This window comes from Burkholderia sp. Nafp2/4-1b, assembly GCF_003635165.1.
In the GTDB taxonomy this organism is placed as follows: domain Bacteria; phylum Pseudomonadota; class Gammaproteobacteria; order Burkholderiales; family Burkholderiaceae; genus Burkholderia.
The window spans coordinates 52763-71824 of sequence record NZ_ML058608.1 but is presented as its reverse complement, the minus strand read 5'-3'; the positions used below and the strand labels follow the sequence as shown (position 1 = coordinate 71824).

General features: G+C 66.3%; 15 protein-coding genes and 1 pseudogene. 6 read left to right on the top strand and 10 right to left on the bottom strand.

What is annotated here, in order from left to right:
- Positions 1–36: 36 nt before the first annotated feature.
- Positions 37–354 (top strand): annotated as a pseudogene (locus C7H84_RS18600) (4a-hydroxytetrahydrobiopterin dehydratase); the annotation flags it as partial.
- A gap of 92 nt (positions 355–446) precedes the next feature.
- On the opposite strand, the gene C7H84_RS18595 reads toward C7H84_RS18600, so the two are convergent.
- A complete protein-coding gene (locus C7H84_RS18595) occupies positions 447–677 on the bottom strand; it encodes a DUF3717 domain-containing protein (protein ID WP_121860157.1) in 231 nt (76 codons plus the stop codon).
- A 122-nt stretch (positions 678–799) separates the two neighbouring features.
- Between C7H84_RS18595 and C7H84_RS18590 the strand changes: the two genes are divergently transcribed.
- Together C7H84_RS18590 and C7H84_RS18585 are read left to right on the top strand one after the other, a co-directional pair.
- Complete coding sequence (locus C7H84_RS18590) at positions 800–1492, top strand: response regulator transcription factor (RefSeq protein ID WP_006401494.1); 693 nt, start codon at positions 800–802, stop codon at positions 1490–1492.
- A 116-nt stretch (positions 1493–1608) separates the two neighbouring features.
- Entirely contained in the window at positions 1609–3093 is a 1485-nt protein-coding gene (locus tag C7H84_RS18585; RefSeq protein WP_121860156.1) for a sensor histidine kinase, read from the top strand.
- Between the two features lie 97 nt (positions 3094–3190).
- Here C7H84_RS18585 and C7H84_RS18580 read toward each other — a convergent pair whose 3' ends face one another.
- The 7 genes from C7H84_RS18580 to mnmC form a co-directional block, all read right to left on the bottom strand.
- Positions 3191–3733, bottom strand: a complete 543-nt coding sequence (locus C7H84_RS18580) for an SET domain-containing protein-lysine N-methyltransferase (protein ID WP_121860155.1) — start codon at positions 3731–3733, stop codon at positions 3191–3193.
- 179 nt (positions 3734–3912) lie between these two features.
- On the bottom strand, positions 3913–5025 hold the full coding sequence (locus C7H84_RS18575) for an NADH:flavin oxidoreductase/NADH oxidase (protein WP_121860154.1): 1113 nt from the start codon (positions 5023–5025) through the stop codon (positions 3913–3915).
- A 215-nt stretch (positions 5026–5240) separates the two neighbouring features.
- Positions 5241–5951, bottom strand: coding sequence for a glutamine amidotransferase (locus C7H84_RS18570; protein ID WP_121860365.1), 711 nt, complete (start codon positions 5949–5951; stop codon positions 5241–5243).
- Positions 5952–5979: 28 nt separating this feature from the next.
- Entirely contained in the window at positions 5980–6618 is a 639-nt protein-coding gene (locus C7H84_RS18565) for a MarR family winged helix-turn-helix transcriptional regulator (protein WP_121860153.1), read from the bottom strand.
- A 505-nt stretch (positions 6619–7123) separates the two neighbouring features.
- Positions 7124–8239, bottom strand: coding sequence for a YbdK family carboxylate-amine ligase (locus C7H84_RS18555; RefSeq protein ID WP_121860152.1), 1116 nt, complete (start codon positions 8237–8239; stop codon positions 7124–7126).
- Positions 8240–8253: 14 nt separating this feature from the next.
- Complete coding sequence (locus C7H84_RS18550; RefSeq protein WP_121860151.1) at positions 8254–9468, bottom strand: cation:proton antiporter; 1215 nt, start codon at positions 9466–9468, stop codon at positions 8254–8256.
- A gap of 672 nt (positions 9469–10140) precedes the next feature.
- Positions 10141–12099 carry a bifunctional tRNA (5-methylaminomethyl-2-thiouridine)(34)-methyltransferase MnmD/FAD-dependent 5-carboxymethylaminomethyl-2-thiouridine(34) oxidoreductase MnmC gene (gene mnmC, locus C7H84_RS18535; RefSeq protein WP_121860149.1) on the bottom strand — a complete coding sequence of 653 codons (1959 nt, stop codon included), beginning with the start codon at positions 12097–12099 and terminating at the stop codon, positions 10141–10143.
- 390 nt (positions 12100–12489) lie between these two features.
- Between mnmC and C7H84_RS18530 the strand changes: the two genes are divergently transcribed.
- Entirely contained in the window at positions 12490–12768 is a 279-nt protein-coding gene (locus tag C7H84_RS18530; protein ID WP_006401505.1) for an HU family DNA-binding protein, read from the top strand.
- A gap of 153 nt (positions 12769–12921) precedes the next feature.
- Here the strand turns inward: C7H84_RS18530 and C7H84_RS18525 are convergent, their stop codons facing one another.
- Complete coding sequence (locus C7H84_RS18525) at positions 12922–14232, bottom strand: GTP-binding protein (RefSeq protein WP_121860148.1); 1311 nt, start codon at positions 14230–14232, stop codon at positions 12922–12924.
- A gap of 190 nt (positions 14233–14422) precedes the next feature.
- Positions 14423–14872: a lytic transglycosylase domain-containing protein gene (locus C7H84_RS18520; RefSeq protein ID WP_121860147.1), complete on the bottom strand. Its 450-nt coding sequence runs from the start codon at positions 14870–14872 to the stop codon at positions 14423–14425.
- Between the two features lie 366 nt (positions 14873–15238).
- Here C7H84_RS18520 and gspD point away from each other — a divergent pair, with 366 nt between their 5' ends.
- Positions 15239–17566, top strand: a complete 2328-nt coding sequence (gspD, locus tag C7H84_RS18515) for a type II secretion system secretin GspD (RefSeq protein ID WP_121860146.1) — start codon at positions 15239–15241, stop codon at positions 17564–17566.
- Entirely contained in the window at positions 17563–19062 is a 1500-nt protein-coding gene (gspE, locus tag C7H84_RS18510) for a type II secretion system ATPase GspE (RefSeq protein ID WP_121860145.1), read from the top strand. The genes gspD and gspE overlap by 4 nt, the downstream gene beginning before the upstream one ends.

Sequence of the window (19062 nt, the reverse complement as noted above, 5' to 3'; positions counted from 1 at the left end):
GCGGCTTCTGCCGCGCACGGGCACCGTTACCGAACGAGGTGCAACATGATCCACAAGCTCACATCAGAAGAACGCAAGACCCGGCTCGAAGGCCTGCCCCACTGGACGGCCGTGCCGGGACGCGACGCCATCCAGCGCAGCCTGCGCTTCGCCGATTTCAACGAAGCCTTCGGCTTCATGACGCGCGTCGCGATCAAGGCGCAGGAAATGAACCACCATCCGGAATGGTTCAACGTGTACAACCGCGTCGACGTGACGCTGTCGACCCACGATGCCGATGGCCTGACCGAGCGCGACATCGAACTCGCGCAATTCATCGACCACGCGTGCGCACACACGCAGCCGGCCGCCTGACGCCTTCCTCTACCGCCGCGCGTCTTTCGGCGCGCGGCGCGTCAACTTTTCATTTCGCTGAACGTTTCCTAGGATGTACTCAGCGAAAGCCTTCAGCTTTCCAAGCCATCCTTAAGGCGTGTGTAAGTCTCGTACGCTTTCCGCGCCTTGGGGTCCAAACCTTCCAGTTGTAGCGCGCTCGCGCGCTGTACAATCAGCAGCGCATACGGCTTGGAGAGCGCGCTGGCCTCTTCGCAGAGTTTGAGTTCGTCGCCGCTCGATGGCGAGCGGGCGCGCCAGAAATTGATCGCGGCTTCGAGGTCGTGGATCGAAATATCGGACATGATTGGATTTAATCGTTCGCTGGCCGCCATGCTTGATGTCAGGCGATGCGGCGCCCCTGTGGAAACGGCGTCGTGCTGTCCGCGTGCCTGAACCGCCAACCCATTGTACTTGAGCGAACTTCATGCGACTCCTTCTGATCGAAGACGACCGCCCCATCGCACGCGGTATCCAGAGCAGCCTCGAGCAGGCTGGCTTCACCGTCGACATGGTGCATGACGGCATCTTTGCCGAACAGGCGCTGGCACAAAACCGCCACGAACTCGTGATCCTCGACCTCGGCCTGCCGGGCATCGACGGAATGACGCTGCTCACGCGCTTCCGCCAGACCAACCGCCACACGCCCGTCATCGTGCTGACCGCACGCGACGAACTGAACGATCGGATTCAGGGCCTGAACTCCGGCGCCGACGACTACATGCTGAAGCCGTTCGAGCCGGCCGAGCTCGAAGCGCGCATCCGCGCTGTGATGCGCCGCAGCGGCCCGCACAGCGACATGCCGCGTCCGGAAGTGTCGCTCGGCGGCGTGCGCCTGTCCGGTGTCGATCGTCGCATCTTCAACGACGACAAGCCGCTCGAACTGTCGCCGCGCGAGTTCGCGGTGCTCGAAATGCTGCTGCTGCGCCACGGCCGCGTCGTCAGCAAGGCCCAGCTGCAGGATCACCTCACGCACTTCGGCGGCGATCTCGGCGACACCGCGATCGAAGTCTATGTGCACCGCGTGCGCAAGAAGCTCGAGCAGTGCCGTGTCGAAATCGTCACGGTGCGTGGCTTCGGCTACCTGCTGCAGGAAATCCGCCAGACCGCGAGCGTCTGAGCGGCGCCGCACGCCGGCCGGCCGCGTGCCGTCGGCGAGCTGCCCTGCCCGCGTCGCCGTCCGACGCACGACCGCGCCGCTCCCCGTGAGCGGCGCTTATCCATTTGCCCGTCGAAATGTCTCCTGACCCGGCTGTGACCACCAGCCTGCGCCGCTCGCTGCTCAGGCGCCTCGCCGCCCCGCTGTCGATGCTCGCGCTGATGAGCGGCCTGATCGCCTACTGGCTCGCGTGGCAATACACGCAGCACGTGATCGACCGCTCGCTTGCCGATCTCGCGACCGCCATCTCCAAACAGATCCAGATCGCCGGCCCCGATGCGCCGTTCACGGTGCCGCCACTCGCGCAGGCGATGTTCTCCGATCCGGCCGAGGCGCTGATCTACCGGATCAGCGACGGCGAACAGGAACTCGCCGGCGATCCGAAGCTGCCGCTGCGGGGCATCAACGTGCGCCGCATGCATCGCGCGTACGTGTTCGAGGCCGAGTACGACAACCGCGCGGTGCGCGTCGCGCAGGTGCGGGTCGAGGAGGTCGAGGGCGGCCGGCCGATGGTGGTCGAGGTCGCGCAACCGGTGCGGCACCGCTACCGGATCGCGGCCGAATTCCTCGTCGCGATCATGATGCCGCTGTTGCTGTTGCTGCTCGCCGGCTGGGGCATCGTGTGGCGCGTCGTGAACCAGCAGCTCGGCCCGCTCACGCATCTCGCCGATTCGCTGAACCGGCAGACCCATACGTCGCTCGAGCCCGTCGACGAAACCGACGTGCCGCTCGAAATCCGGCCGCTGACGAGCGCGATGAACGCGCTGCTCGGCCGCCTGAAGACCGCGCTCGATGCGCAGCGCAAGTTCATCGCCGATGCCGCGCACCAGTTGCGCACACCGCTCACGGCCGTGAAGCTGCACGCCGAACAGGCCGCCGTCGCGCGCGATCCGCAGCAGACCTACGCCGCGGTGCGCGAACTGCGCGCGGCCGCCGACCGCGCGGTGCGGCTGTCGAACCAGCTGCTGTCGCTGGCGCGCGCGGAGCCGGGCGAACAGGCCGCGCGTTTCGTCGACGTCGACCTGGCCACGATGGCGTTCGAGACGGGCGCCGAGTGGGTGCCGCGCGCGCTCGCGTCGCACGTCGACCTCGGCTTCCAGCGCAGCGACGATCCCGGCGAGGACGAAACGCTGAACGTGCGCGGCAACCCCGTGCTGCTGCGCGAGGTGATCGCGAACCTGCTCGACAATGCGCTGAAGTACGTGCCGCTCGCGCGACCGGAAGGCGCACGCATCACGGTGAACGTCGCGCGCGGCGCGCTCGACGACGGCCAGCCAGCCGCCGAGATCGTCGTCGAGGACAACGGCCCGGGCGTGCCGGCCAACCAGCAGGCCGACCTGTTCAAGCGCTTCTTCCGCGGCGATGCGCAAAGCGGCAACGGCGTCGAGACGGGCGCGGGGCTCGGCCTCGCGATCGTGCACGACATCATCGCGATGCACGGCGGCACGGTGTCGTACGAAGATGCGGCGGAAGGCGGTTCGCGTTTCGTGGTGCGCGTGCCGCTCGCCGAGCGCACCAGGAAGCCGGCGAACGAAACGCCGGCAGCCGCGCCGACGCACTGACTCGCATCCGGCGCGCACATCGGCAGGGAGAGGGGAAACAACGGCCGCGCAGCGGCCGTCCGGTGAAGGCGCCGCGCGCGCTGCGCGGCCGCTCCGGTCACTTCTTCTTTTTCTTGTCCTTCGTATCGGACCCGGACTTGGACCCGGACTTGCCGTCCTTCTTGTCCTTCTTCTTTTTCTTCTTGCCTTCGTCGTCCGGCGTCGCGAGCAGCGTGCCGCGGCATGCTTCCGCGCCGCAATGGCACGCGTATTCGCGCTTGAGCTTCTTCGTCAGCTTCTCGTCGATCACGAGGCCGTAGTCGTAGAACAGCTCTTCTTCCGGCCCGATGTCGCGCAGCGCGTGGATGAACACGCGGCCCTTGACCTCCTCGGCCTCGCAGTTCGGCGCGCACGAATGGTTGATCCAGCGCGCGCTGTTGCCGTCGATCTTGCCGTCGATCACCCCGCCCTCTTCCAGTGCGAAGTAGAACGTATGGTTCGGCTCGTTCGGATCGTGCGGATGGCGACGCAGCGCCTCCTTCCACGAAATCCGCTCGCCCTTGTATTCCACTACGCGCTCGCCGGCCTTGATCGGTTCCACCGCGAATACGCCCTTGCCGTGTACTCCCGAGCGGCGCACCGCGATCCTGCGTGAACTCATCGAACGAATCCTTGTGAAGACGACTTGAATGGAAGACGGCCGCGGTCGGCCCCGCGCCGCGCAAAACGAAAACGCGGCACCAGGCGGTGCCGCGTCGGGGCGATGCGGCGAATCATCCGCATCCTACACGTTCACGATTGCTTCGTTCAACATCGCGCGCAATATCGCGCGCTTGGCGCTCAGCGCTGGCCGAATGCGATGTCGCCGAACAACGCCTTGTGCTCGCGCGGCTGCGAACGCCAGTACTGCGGCGGCGCCGACACCTGCGCACCGAGCTCGGCGGCCGCATGCCACGGCCAGCGCGGGTCGTACAGCATCGCACGCGCCATCGCGACGAAATCCGCATCGCCCGCCTCGATCAGCCGGTTCGCATGCGCGGGCTCGTTGATCAGGCCGACCGCGATCGTCGGCATCCCGACCGCGCGCTTCACCGCCTGCGCGAACGGCACCTGGTAGCCGGGCGACAGCGGAATCTTCTGCAGCGGCGACACGCCGCCGGACGACACGTCGATCCAGTCGCAGCCGCGCTGCTTCAGTTCGTGCGCGAACGCGATCGTGTCGTCGAGCTCCCAGCCGCCCTCGACCCAGTCGGTCGCCGACACGCGCACGCCGACCGGCCGATCCTCGGGAAACGCCGCGCGCACGATCTCGAAGATCTCGAGCGGAAAGCGCATCCGGTTCTCGAGCGAGCCGCCGTATTCATCGGTGCGCTGGTTCGCGAGCGGCGACAGGAATTGATGCAGCAGGTAGCCGTGCGCCGCATGCACTTCGATCGCGTCGATGCCGAGGCGCGCCGCGCGCTTCGCGGCAGCCGCGAACGCTTCGCGGATCCGGTTCAGGCCGGCCGCGTCGAGCGCGAGCGGCGGCGTCTCGCCATCCTTGTGCGGCAACGCCGACGGCCCATGCGGCAGCCACCCGCCATCGGCGACGGACACGAGCTGACCGCCCTTCCACGGCACTTCGCTCGACGCCTTGCGCCCCGCATGCGACAGCTGCATCGCGACGCGGACCGGCGAGTACTTGCGGATCGACGCCAGCACGGGCTCGAGCGCGGCTTCGGTCACGTCGTCCCACAAGCCGAGGTCGCCGGCGGTGATGCGCCCGTCGGGTTCGACGGCGGTCGCTTCGATGCAGAGCAGCCCCGCGCCGGACAGCGCGAGATGGCCAAGGTGAATCGTGTGCCAGTCGGTCGCCTCGCCGCGCTCGGCCGAGTACTGGCACATCGGGGAGATCACGATCCGGTTCGGAAGGGTCACGCCGCGCAGCGTGAACGAAGTAAACAGCGCAGTCATGGATGCCGCTCGCCAGGAAAGGGAAAGAGCGGACGAGCGTAGCACGCACGCGCGGAGCCTGCTGGCGGCCGGCTCGGCAGTAAGCGGATGGTCAGGTGGGGCCGGCGGGAAGCCGGGGGCAAGATGGCACGCCGGCGCGATGCAGCGCTGCGCCGGCCGGCATTGGCCGCAGGCCGGTCATCTGCGGTGGCGGTGGCGGCGACGCACGCGCGAGATCAGAGCCCGACGCTGTCGAGCCACTCCGCGAACATGCGTCGCGCGGCTGTCTCGAGTGCTGGACCGTGCTGGACGGTATCGTCGCGCAACCGGCTTGCGTCGATGCCGGGCGTCGACGCGATTTCGCCCGCGTTGCCGATCAGCCAGGGTTCGAAGCGGTCGACGCGGATTTCAGGATGGCATTGCAGCGCCAGCACGTGCTGCCCCCAGGCGAACGCCTGGTGGCGGCACGCCGGTGTCGACGCGAGATGGAGCGCGCCGCCGGGCAGGTCGAACGTATCGCCGTGCCAGTGGAGCATCGACGTCGCCGTGCCGTCGAGATGGCGCATCGGCGACGCGCGGCCCGCGTCGGTGAGCGTCAGCGGCGTCCAGCCGAGTTCCTTCTGCGCCGCCGGGTAGACGCGCGCACCGAGCGCGCGGGCGATGAACTGCGCGCCCAGGCAGATGCCGAGGATCGGCAGCCCTGCGTCGATGCGCTGGCGCACGAGCGCGGCGAGCGGCGCGATCGACGGATACTGCGCATCGTCGTACACGCTGAGCGGCCCGCCGAGCACGACGAGCAGCGACGGCTGGAGCGCGTCGAGCACCTCGACGCGCGACGCGCCGACGTCGACATAGCGGACGCGCCGCCCGCGCTCCCCGAGCACCTGCTCGAAGCTGCCGAGGTCCTCGAAATGCACGTGGCGGATCGCCACCACTTCAGCGTTCATCATCGGCCTCCCGGTCGATCGACGGACGTCAGCCGGCGAACACCTTCCAGGTCTTCTTCTGCGTCGCCGCGTCGGCTTCTTCGTGCACCGAACAGTCGAGACGCAGATCGCTGTCGCTCATCGACATGTCGAGCGCCGCGCAGTGATGCACGGTCTTCTTCGAATGCTTGCCCGGCTGGAAATGCGTGCAGGTCAGGCACATGCGCTGCGGCGGCGTCGCGCCGGCCACCTGCAGTTCGCGCAGCGTCTTCAGCAGCGCGCGGTACAGCGTGCCTTGCTCGTCCGCGCCGAGCTTGCCGACCGCTTTCGACAGGAATTCCGGCCATTGCAGCGCTTTCTTCGCCGCGGTACGGCCGCGGGCCGACAGGCGCACGGCGAGCGCACGGCCGTCGTCCAGCGCGCGGCGCTTCTCGACGAGCCCCTTCGTCTCGAGCGTGCTGACCGCGTCGCTGGTGGTCGCAGCGGTGAGCTGCGTCTCGCGCGCGATCTCGCCGAGCCGCATCGGGCCCTTGCGTTGCAGCAGCAGCACGAGGATCTCGCCCTGCGTCGGCGTGAGGCCTGCGCCTTCCGCCCAATTCCATGCCTCGCTTCGCATGGCCGTACTCAACCGCAGCAAGCTGTGGGTCACACGTCCCGAAGCCTGATTCCCGTAAACGCCTTCGCTCATAGTCTTTTCGCTTTGCCGCCGCCCGGATTGCCGAGCAGCCGTAGTGTGGAGATCGAATGTCTATCTCAAAACAGACGCTCATCGAAGAGCGTCGACACGGCCGTCGCGAGGCACACGCGGCGGTCGCGTTCGCGGCGACCGGTGAGACACACGTCGTTCCGGTGTCCGCAAAGCCGACATTCTAAGCGAGAGCGGAAAATCGCACAGCTAAGTTATCCCCCACATTCTGTGGAAAATCGCTGGATAACCTGATTTTTTCGTTGTGCCGGCAATCGCTGACGGCCGCGCGACGGTGCGCGAAAACATTTTCCTGTTCGGATCGGCCAGTGTGCCGACGGTATGAGTCCACCGGGTTATCCCACCCGCAGAGCGTTGACTTTTCAGCGGAATATGCTGTTATCCACAGATTTTCAGGACGACTGGCGACGTGGCGCGCAGCAATCGGCATCGACCGGCGTTCAGTGAATCGCCGCGCGGTCGAGCCTGTAATCTGCAAAACATATTTTCATTCGCGCCAGCGCAGGCACTGCTGGCGAACCGTCTCATTCAGCGATTTTTCCTGTTTGAAAACGGTTCTCAACCACGATGCGTCGTTTACGCGCGCCTTCGCGAGTGCGCCGATCTCGTCGAGCGCCGCGCGCGAGCCGAGCGCGGCCGCATGCGGCGCGATCCGATCGAGCGTGTCGAGGATGTCTTCCGCGATCGTGCGGCGCTCACCCGTCTGAGGATTGACGCAGGTGCCCTCGAGCCCGAAGCGGCACGCTTCGAAACGGTTGAAGGTGTAGACGAGATAGTCGTCTTCCGACAGCTTCAGCGGCCGGTCGGTCAGCAGGTAGCGCGCAAGCGTCTGGATGTAGCAGACGATCGCGGCCGCGCGGTCGACCGACAGCGGCGTGTCCATCACGCGCACCTCGATCGTCCCGTAGCCGGGCTTCGGCCGGATGTCCCAGTAAAAGTCCTTCATCGAGTTGACGACGCCCGTGTTGACCATCTTCGTGAAGTACTCCTCGAAGCTGTCCCAGGTCAGCACGAACGGCGCGCGGCCCGACAGCGGGAACGCGAACACCGAATTCAGGCGCGCCGAATGGAAGCCGGTGTCGACGTTCTGCACGAACGGCGACGACGCGGACAGCGCGATGAAGTGCGGGATGAAGCGCGACATCGAGTGCAGCAGGAACAGCGCGCTGTCCGGATCGGGGCAGCCGATGTGCACGTGCTGGCCGAACACGGTGAACTGCTTCGCGAGATAGCCGTACAGCTCGGAGATGTACTGGAAGCGCGGCGCGTCGTAGATCTGCCGGTCGCTCCATTGCTGGAACGCATGCGTGCCGCCGCCGCAGAGCCCGACGTTGAGCTGGTCGGCCGCCTTCACGAGCACGTCGCGAATCGCATGCAGTTCGGACACGGCCTGCTCGTGCGAATGGCAGATGCCGGTCGACAGCTCGATCATGCTCTCGGTGATTTCGGGCGTGATGTTGCCGGGGAAGGTCTCGCCCTGGATCAGCCGCATCAGGTCGGATGCAGCCTTGGTCAGGTCGTAGTTGTGCGTGTTGACGACCTGGATCTCCAGTTCGACGCCGAACGTGAACGGTTCGGAATTGACGAAGGTTTCGAGTGCCATGGCAGGTTCCGGAATCAGTTTCTGTCACTGCGTTCGCCGACCGCCGACAGGCAGCGGTACACGACGAACGGGCTGACGAGCTGCAGGATCACGATCGTGCACATCACGATCGCGCGCAGGTGCGGGTCGAAATTCGGATAGAGCTGGTAGGTGTCGTCGACGAGCAGGTACGACAGCGCGGACATCGGCGTGAGCGCGATGCCGAGCGCGACGCCCTGCTTCATCCCGAGTCCGCTCGGCTTCGCGAACACGACGACGCCGGCCAGCTTCGCGGCAAGCCGCGTGACGATCAGCGCGACCGCCAGCAGCCCGCCGAGTGCGATGTCGCCCCACGTGAACGACGTGAGCGTCAGCACGAACAGCGTCACCGTCAGCAGCCAGCCGGCCGTGCCGAAATGCTCGGGCCAAAGCTGCGGACGCGCTTCGAGGTTCTTCACGATGATGCCGGCGAGCAGCAGCGTGAGCAGTGTCGACAGCTTCAGCGCCTGCGCGACCGCGATCGCGAGCATCACGAGCCCGAACAGCGCGACGAACGAATGCTCGTCGCGCATCGTCGCGGTCATGTGGCGGAACAGGTAATTGCATGCACGCGCGACCAGGTACGCGACGATGAACGAGCCGACGATCAGATAGATCGGCTGCAGGATCGTCGCGAAAACGTTGCCGTACGCTTCCTGATGGAGCCAGCTCGTGACGAGCTTGGTCAGCACGATCGCGTACACGCTGTTCAGCGCCGTGAGCGTGATGAGACGCTGCGACACCTGCCCTTCCGCGCGCAGCTCGGTCTTGAGCTGGATCACCATCGACGGCGACGTCGCGATCGCGATCGCCGACAGCACGAGCGCGACCATTCCCGACACGCCGAGCGCGAGCATCACGAACAGCACGAGCACGAACGTCAGCGTGGCTTCCGCGAGGCTCGACGCGATGAGCCACGGATTGCGGCGAATCCACTTCAGGTCGAGACGGCTGCCGAGTTCGAACAGCAGCAGGCCGAGCGCGACGTCGATCAACAGGCGCGAGGTTTCGTCGGTACTCGCGTCGATCACGCCGAATCCGAACGATCCAGCCATGAGGCCGATCACCGCATAGCCGGTGATGCGCGGCAGCCGCCATGCGCGATAGCACAGCTCGCCGCACAGGCCGGCCGCAAACAGCGCGAGCCCGGCCCAGAACACGGCATCCGGCGCGAGCGGCCAGTTGGGCAGGAATGAGAACGCCGACTTCATCGTGGTGACTTCTCCTTTGGAAGCAATCGCCAGCGGCGCGGGTCAAGCGTCAGAAAAATAGATGCGCGCCGGCTGGGTATCGCCCCGAATGTGATTGTTGTGTCGACGACGGCGGGACATGGGATCCGCCTTTTCCGCCATCCGGCGGACTGTCGTTCAGGCTGCCGATCTGGATTGTCGGCCTGGTGTGTGAACGGACTGCGCAGTCTCGAAGATTCAGATTCGAAATCGTGCCGACCGTTCCATTGATGCATGTCCGGCGCTGGGCCGAACGAACGCGAAGGAAACCGATTGTGCCACAGGTTTTTCGCTCCGCAACGGACCGAATCGACTCGCGGCGCTGTGAGGCACCACAGGCCTTTGGTTTCAAAGGTTTACTTGTATATATACATAGTAGAAGTTAACAAGGCACGCACGGTTCTGTGGATAACTTCGGTTTACGTAACAAGATCAATGCGTTGGCGCGGCCACAACCCATTGCACAGTCTGTTGGCTCACAGCGGTTCGAGTTGAGCAACTTTCGGGCCGCTGCACAGCTGTGTCGAGTTACCCAGTTTACGTCCACTGTGATTGCACACGAAGTACGCGTGGACTTCGCGCGGTTATCCACAGCATCGAGTGGATAACCTTGCGCGAAAAAATCGGACGACTGTGAGGATTCAACAGACGGGATCAGCCGATCTGGCGGCCGCGCAGTGCGCGGATCAGGAACCGCGCCGGGTCGACGGCATCGGCGAGTTCGCGCTCGAGCGGCAGCGGCTCGCCTTCGAGTTGCGACGCGATCAGCTCGGCGCCGAGCGCGGCCCATACGAGGCCGCGCGAGCCGTACCCGAATGCGCCGTAGAGGCCCGCGGTGCGCGGCAGGTCGCGCGCCTTCGCACCGCTCAGCGCGCGGGCATTCGCGACGGCCTGCGCTTCGTCGGCGAGCGGGCCGATCACCGGCACGCGGTCGGCGACGACCCAGCGAAACGCGACGCGCCCGTCGAGCGTATCGACGTCCGGCAACTCGCCGATCAGGCCGGGCAGCAGACGCCGCACGCGTTCGATGTTTTCGAGATGCCCGGCGGTGCGCATCGCCGGCTCGAGCTCGTCGGGCTCGAAGGTGGCGCCGATCAGCAGCGTGCCGTCATCGAGCGGCACCGCGTAACCGTCACCGATCGTCGGGCACGGCAGCGGCGCCGTGCTGCCGCGCGGCAGCAGCGTCAACTGGCCGCGCACCGGCTGCAGCGCGACATGCCGCAGGCCCGCGAGACGCACCGCGTCGCCCGCGTTCGCGAGCACGACGACCGGCGCCGCGGCGAGCGTCGCGCCTGCCGCATCGACCGCGCGCCACGTATCGCCATCGCGCTCGAGCCGCGCGACTTCGGTCCCGGCCAGCAGTTTGACGCGCTCGCCGGCCGCCGCGACTTGGGCGGCGCACACGCCGGCCGGCCAGACGGCGCCGCCGTGTGGAAACAGCAGGCCGCCGTGTGCGACCGGCAGGTTCAGGTGCGCGCGCGCGGCATCGGTGTCGAGCAGCGACACATAATCGGACGGTGCGCCGAGCGCGTCGAATGCATCGCGCATCCGCGCAAAATCGTCGGCCGATTCCGCGAGATGAATCATCCCGCGCGTACTGCGCGCGAATGTGTGACCGGCATGTTCGAGCGCGCGCCAGCGTGCGAGCGCATGCAGGAAGCCGCTGCGCGTGAGGCGGCTCGCGACGTTGTCGTCGCGCGTCATCAACGGATGGAATACCCCGGCCGGATTGCCCGATGCGTCTTGCGCGATTCGCGCATGGCGCTCGATCAGCGTGACGTTCCAGCCGCGCGCGGCGAGCCGTTCGACGACCGCGCAACCTGCGAGGCCCGCGCCGATCACGAGCGCATCGCGTGACGCAACCGGCAACGCGCGCGGCGGTTCGTGCCGGCGCATTCTCCAGCGCGGCGCATATTCGCCGACGCGCAACGCCGGTTCGCCTGCGCCATCGTCGACGTCGCGGCTCGTGAAACCTGTTTCCTCGAGTGTTTGTTTCACGGCGTCGTCGCGCGAATGCGTCGCATACGTCGCGCCTTCGCCGGCGATGCGTGCAATGGTGCGCATCACGTCGGCCGACAGCAAATCGCCGGAGGTGGGCGACACGACATTGCCGAGATAGAACGCGTCGGCGCGTGCGACGAGCCGTTGCAGCATGTCGCGCGCAGCACCGAATGCGAGCGTGAGCACCACGCGCCCCGCGTCGAATTCGAGCCGCTGCAGGCCGGGTACGAGCATCGGCCACGCATCGACCAGCGCGGCGCCATGTTCCGAAATGGTTGTGTCCGCAACGATATGCGAGACGGCACGGCGCAGGTCGTCGCGCGAGAACGGATGCGGCTCGATCGCGACGAAATGCAGCCGCTCGCAGCGCGCCGGATCGTCGCGCCACGCGGCCCACGTCGCGAGAAAATGGCCGCCGGCGCCGAATCCGGTTTCGACGATCGTGAACGTGCGGCGGCCCTGCCAGCGGGCCGGCAGCCCGTTGCCGGCGAGCATCCGGTTCGCGTGCGCACGTGCGCGCGACGCGTCGCGAGGGAGCTCGCCGTACTCGGGCGAGACGAGATTGCCGTCGTCGCGGCAGGCGAGCGAGGCGGGAACGAGTCGGTCGGGCATGCGAAACAAAAAACGTGGCAGCCAAGCCTGGCAAGGGATTGCGCGGAGGTGTCCGGCGCTCCGTTGGCAAAAACCAACGCGGTTGCGCGCGGGTGGACCCGGCTGCGTATCCTGCCCGGTTGGCGCAGGTCAAAAAACGGGCAATCGACGATTCATTCGGCGAAATACCGATGAAAATCTTTGAAACCCTTGTCGTTATTGGGTTTGCGCTGCGCTATCATAGCAACGCCGTACCGCGGGGTGGCCGCCGGCCAAGCCGGTCGGCACGTCGCGCGGGCCAGGATTCGGCGCTGTGTCGTCGGAGTCTGACTCTCGACGGCACGGTTCGCGCACGTATAATCGGCGCGTTCGCGCTGTTCGTGTCAAACCTAACCTGAAAAAGGAACCTTAATGAACAAACAGGAACTGATCGACGCCGTCGCCGCCCAAACGGGCGCCAGCAAGGCTCAAACCGGCGAAACGCTGGACACGCTGCTCGAAGTCATCAAGAAGGCCGTGTCGAAGGGTGATGCGGTTCAGCTGATCGGCTTCGGCAGCTTCGGTTCGGGCAAGCGCGCAGCACGTACGGGCCGCAACCCGAAGACGGGCGAAACCATCAAGATCCCGGCAGCCAAGACGGTCAAGTTCACGGCTGGCAAGGCGTTCAAGGACGCCGTCAACAAGCGTTGATTCAGCGCCTGTCCCAGGAAAAAAACCCGCCTTTCGGCGGGTTTTTTGTTGGGCGCGCGCGGCATTTTTGCCACAGTTCGCACCGCTCTTGCAAGATTTAACGGTTGCTTTCGCAAGCCGTTTTTACCGTGTTTTACGGCGTTTTACCGCGTATTACGCGTGCACGATCTGCGCGTCGGGATCGTCGTCATCGTGTGCGTCGACATCCCACGCAGGGAACGGATCGTCGAACGCGGTCCATTGCGCGGCACCGAGCGCGAACTCCGCATCGGTGAGCAGGCACGCGTCGAGTTTCGTGCGCCATGCGGCGGCATCGAGCCCGATGCCGATCAATACGAGCTCCTGACGACGATCGCCAACCGAGCGGTCGTCGAGCTCACCCTGCCACTCCGTGCGAATTTCCGCGAGCAGGTCGTCGTCGTCCGGCCATTCCGCGCGATCCTGCGCGGCCCACCAGAGGCCCGCCGGGCCATGCCGGCATACGCCGCCCGCCTGCGACAGCGAACCCGCGATGTCGTTGCGCGTCGCGAGCCAGAAGAAGCCCTTGCTGCGCAGCACGCCCGGCCATTCCTGATGCAGCAGCGCCCACAGTCGTGCCGGATGGAACGGCCGGCGTGCACGGTAAACGAAATTGCCGATGCCGAATTCGTCGGCTTCGCCGTGCACGTGCGCATGATGCGGATCGTGACACTCGGGATCGTCGCAATGCGCGTGATCGTGATCGAGCGACGCGAGCCAGCCCGGTGCGTTCGCAGCTTCGTCGAAATCGAAGCGGCCGGTGTTCAGCACTTCGCCGAGCGGCACGTTGCCGAACGTCGACACGACCTGGTGCGCGCGCGGATTGAGCCGCGCGAGGATGTGCTGCAGGCGCGCGAGTTCGTCCGCGGCGACGAGGTCGGCCTTGTTGATCACCAGCACGTCGCAGAATTCGATCTGCTCGATCAGCAGCTCGACCAGCGTGCGATCGTCTTCGTCCGATGCGGCGATGCCGCGCGTCGCGAGCGCGTCGTCGGATCCGTAGTCGCGCAGGAAATTGTATGCGTCGACCACGGTGACGAGCGTGTCGAGGCGCGCGACGCTCGACAGCGACGCGCCGTCGTCGTCGACGAACGTGAAGGTTTCGGCGATCGGCATCGGCTCCGCGATGCCGGTCGATTCGATCAGGATCGCATCGAAGCGGCCGTCGGCCGCGAGATTGCGGATCTCGACGAGCAGGTCGTCGCGAAGCGTGCAGCAGATGCAGCCGTTCGACATCTCGACGAGGCGTTCCTCGACGTGCGACAGCGCCTGCGCATCGCGCACGAGCGACGCGTCGATGTTGACCGCCGCGAGATCGTTGACGATCACGGCGACCTTCAGCCCCGCGCGGTTCGCGAGGATGTGATTGAGCAGCGTGGTCTTGCCGGCGCCGAGGAAACCGGACAGCACGGTGACGGGCAACGGCTGGTTCATTGCCGGATTCATAACGATTTGCACCAACGGAAAGGATGAAAAAGCGGCCGCGGCGCCCTGCCGGGGCGCGATCGGCCCGAAGCCGGTCGCCCGAGCCGGTTGCCCGGAGGCTGTCGCCCGGAGCCAGTCGCTCCGGCCGGTCAAAACCGCAGCGTGAGACCCGCATTGTGCATCAAACGCGCGCCGGCCGAGCGGCGCGGGGTTACTGCGCGGGCGGCAGCAGCTTCCACTGCGACAGGATCCCGGCGATCTGCCGCGCGTACTTGTCGCGCAGCGACGGCGTTTCCGAATGATAGGCGCCGACGGCCTGCCAGGTGTTGCCGTAGCGATTCATCTTCTGGCGCAGGTGCCACGCGGCGATATAGACGTTCTTGCACGGCTCCATCAGCGTGTCGCGGCCGATGCCGTAGCGCGACAGCGTCGGCAGGTGGATCGAATTGATCTGCATCAGGCCGTAGTCGACCGAGCCGTTCGTATTCTTGTTCAGCGCGTCGGGGCGGTTGTGCGACTCCTGCCATGCGATCGCGCGTAGGATCAGCGGATTCACCTTCTGATAGCGGGCCGCCTCGTCGAAACAATCCGCGCGAGCGTTTCCGCAGGCGAACCACACGCCGGCGGCGATCAACGCGATCGGAGCGAACCGTCTGTTCATGGGGCGAAAACGAAAGGAAATGACGCAAAGATCGGGAAAACCCGTGGCCGTTACGCGTACGACTGCGAACGCGCCGCCCGTATCATAACGGCAGTCCGTCACGGGGCCACATACGAAAGGCGGCAGCCCGTTTATACCGCATTTCCGTGTCGATTCATCGCAAAACGACGGCGATGGCCGAAATGCCGATGCGGTGCCGAAATATTACATGTTGCCTACAGCGCTCCGGATAGATGTCGTATGTGAGACAGTCCTCGGATCAATGTGATATTTCGGACATGAAAAACTGCTAATGTCGCCCCTTTAGGACCTGGATCCCAGCACTACCGCCGGAAGTGGCCTGAGCCGGCATCGACCCAATCATCCATGACAAGAAATCGCTTCGTTATGCGGCGCGTCGCCACGACCCTGATCGTCGCCGGCATCATCGTCTCGCAGGCAGCCTACGCTCAGGTCACGCTCAATTTCGTGAACGCGGATATCGACCAGGTCGCCAAGGCGATCGGCGCCGCGACCGGCAAGACCATCATCGTCGACCCCCGCGTGAAGGGGCAGCTCAATCTCGTGGCCGAACGCCCGGTGCCTGAAAGCCAGGCGCTGAAGACGCTGCAGTCGGCGCTGCGGATGCAGGGCTTCGCGCTCGTGCAGGATCACGGAGTGCTGAAGGTCGTGCCGGAAGCCGACGCGAAGCTGCAGGGCGTGCCGACCTACGTCGGCAATGCGCCGCAGGCGCGCGGCGACCAGGTCATCACGCAGGTGTTCGAGCTGCACAACGAATCGGCGAACAACCTGCTGCCGGTGCTGCGGCCGCTGATCTCGCCGAACAACACGGTGACCGCCTACCCGGCGAACAACACGATCGTCGTGACCGACTACGCGGACAACGTGCGCCGCATCGCACAGATCATCGCCGGCGTCGACAGCGCCGCGGGCGCGCAGGTGCAGGTCGTGCCGCTGCGCAACGCGAATGCGATCGACCTCGCGGCGCAGATGCAGAAGATGCTCGACCCGGGCGCGGTCGGCAACAGCGATGCGACGCTGAAGGTGTCGGTCACGGCCGATCCGCGCACCAACTCGCTGATGCTGCGCGCGTCGAGCGGCGCGCGCCTGGCCGCCGCGAAGCGCCTCGCGCAGCAGCTCGACGCACCGAGCGCGGTGCCCGGCAACATGCATGTCGTGCCGCTGAAGAACGCGGACGCGGTGAAGCTCGCGAAAACACTGCGCGGGATGCTCGGCAAGGGCGGCAACGAAAGCGGCTCGTCGGCGTCGTCCAACGATGCGAACAGCTTCAACCAGAGCGGCGGCTCGTCATCGAGCGGCAACTTCTCGACCGGCACGTCCGGCACCCCGCCGCTGCCGTCCGGCGGCCTCGGCGGCTCCTCTTCTTCGTCGTCCTACGGGAGCGGCGCGTCGGGCGGCGGCGGCATCGGCAGCGGCGGCCTGCTCGGCGGCGACAAGGACAAGGGCGACGACAACCAGCCGGGCGGGATGATCCAGGCCGACTCGGCGACCAATTCGCTGATCATCACCGCACCCGATCCGGTCTACCGGAACCTGCGCTCGGTGATCGACCAGCTCGATGCGCGGCGTGCGCAGGTCTATATCGAAGCGCTGATCGTCGAGCTGAACTCGACGACGCAGGGCAACCTCGGGATCCAGTGGCAGGTGGCGAGCGGCCAGTTCCTCGGCGGCACGAACCTGAGCCCCCAACTGGGTATGGGCAACAGCATCGTCAATCTGACGACGGGCTCGGCGGGCACCACCGGGGCCGGCCTGGCGGCCAACCTGGCTACGCTGACCCCAGGCCTCAACATCGGCTGGCTGCACAACATGTTCGGCGTGCAGGGCCTCGGCGCGCTGCTGCAGTATTTCGCGGGCGTGAGCGACGCGAACGTGCTGTCGACGCCGAACCTGATCACGCTCGACAACGAGGAAGCGAAGATCGTCGTCGGCCAGAACGTGCCGATCGCGACCGGCTCGTATTCGAACCTGACGAGCGGCACGACGAGCAACGCATTCAATACCTACGACCGCCGCGACGTCGGCCTCACGCTGCACGTGAAGCCGCAGATCACCGACGGCGGGATCCTGAAGCTGCAGCTCTATACCGAGGATTCGGCGGTCGTCAGCGGTACCACGAACGCGCAGACCGGCCCGACCTTCACGAAGCGCTCGATCCAGTCGACGATCCTCGCGGACAACGGCGAGATCATCGTGCTCGGCGGCTTGATGCAGGACAACTACCAGGTGTCGAACAGCAAGGTGCCGCTGCTCGGCGACATCCCGTGGATCGGCCAGCTGTTCCGTTCGGAATCGAAGGTGCGCGCGAAGACCAACCTGATGGTGTTCCTGCGTCCGGTGATCATCTCCGACCGCGGCACCGCGCAGGCAGTCACGTCCAACCGCTACGACTACATCCAGGGCGTGACGGGTGCGTACAAGTCGGACAACAACGTGATCCGCGACAAGGACGATCCGGTCGTGCCGCCGATGCCGCTCGGCCCGAGCCAGGGCGGCACGGCCGCGGGCAACCTGTTCGATCTCGACAAGATGCGTCGCCAGCAGTTGCAGCGCCAGGTCGCGCCGGTGCCGGCGCAGCCGCTACCCGAGGCTACGCCCGCGCAGCCGCAAAGCGTGCCGCAGCAGTCGGTGCCGCAACAACCGCTGACCGCGACGCCGGGAGCCTCGCAGTGAGCGACGTGCCGACCTCTTCCACCCCGGACGGCGCGCCCGGCGAACGGCAGCCGCCGTCGCCGCTCGCCGCTCGGCTGCTGCCGTACGGCTTCGCGAAGAGCGGCCAGGTGCTGATCGCGCATCAGCTCGACGACACGCTCGAGGTGTGGATCAGCGAACGCACGAACGACGCGGCGCTCGCCGAAATCGCGCGCAACTTCGGTTCGATCTCCGTGCATCGCGTGCCGGCCGACGAGCTCGCGCAGGCGATCAACCACGCGTATGCGCGCCAGGACGGCAGCGCGGCGCAGATCGTCGGCGAGGTCGAAGGCGAAGTCGACCTGTCGCGGCTGATGCAGGACATCCCCGAAGTCGAGGACCTGCTCGAATCGGAAGACGACGCGCCGATCATCCGGATGATCAACGCGCTGCTCACGCAAGCGGCGCGCGAGCAGGCGTCGGACATTCACATCGAGCCGTTCGAGAACGCGTCGGTCGTGCGCTTTCGCGTCGACGGCACGCTGCGCGACGTCGTGCGCCCGAAGAAGGCGCTGCACGGCGCGCTGATCTCGCGGATCAAGATCATGGCGCAGCTCGATATCGCCGAGAAACGCCTGCCGCAGGACGGCCGCATCACGCTGCGCGTCGGCGGCCGGCCGGTCGACGTGCGGGTGTCGACGCTGCCGACCGGGCACGGCGAGCGCGCGGTGCTGCGTCTCCTGGAAAAGGATGCGCAGCGGCTGAACCTCGAGGCGCTCGGGATGGGCCGCGACACGCTCGGCCAGTTCGACAAGCTGATCGCCCGCCCGCACGGGATCGTTTTGGTGACGGGGCCGACCGGCTCGGGCAAGACGACCACGCTGTATGCGTCGATGTCGCGGCTCGAAACGGCGACAACCAACATCATGACGGTCGAGGATCCGATCGAATACGACCTGTCCGGCATCGGCCAGACGCAGGTGAACGAGCGGATCGGGATGACCTTCGCCCGCGCGCTGCGTTCGATCCTGCGCCAGGACCCGGACGTGATCATGATCGGCGAAATCCGCGACCTCGAAACCGCGCAGATCGCGGTGCAGGCATCGCTGACGGGTCACCTCGTGCTCGCGACGCTGCACACGAACGACGCGGCGTCCGCGGTCACGCGCCTGACCGACATGGGCGTCGAGCCGTACCTGCTCGCGTCGTCGCTGCTCGGCGTGCTCGCGCAGCGTCTGGTGCGCCAGCTCTGCCCGGTCTGCAAGGAAGAACGGCATGAAGACGGCCGTACCGTGTGGCATCCGGTCGGCTGCGCGAAGTGCGGACAATCCGGCTATGCGGGCCGGCGCGGCGTGTACGAGCTGCTGGTGATCGACGATTCGATCCGTTCGCTGATTCACCGCAACGCGGCCGATGCGGAGATTCTCGCCGCGGGTCGCGCGCAAGGGATGCGCACGCTGCGCGACGACGCCGAGCGCTGGCTCGCGGCCGGCGCGACGTCGCTCGAGGAAGTGCTGCGCGTGACGGGAGGCGCATAG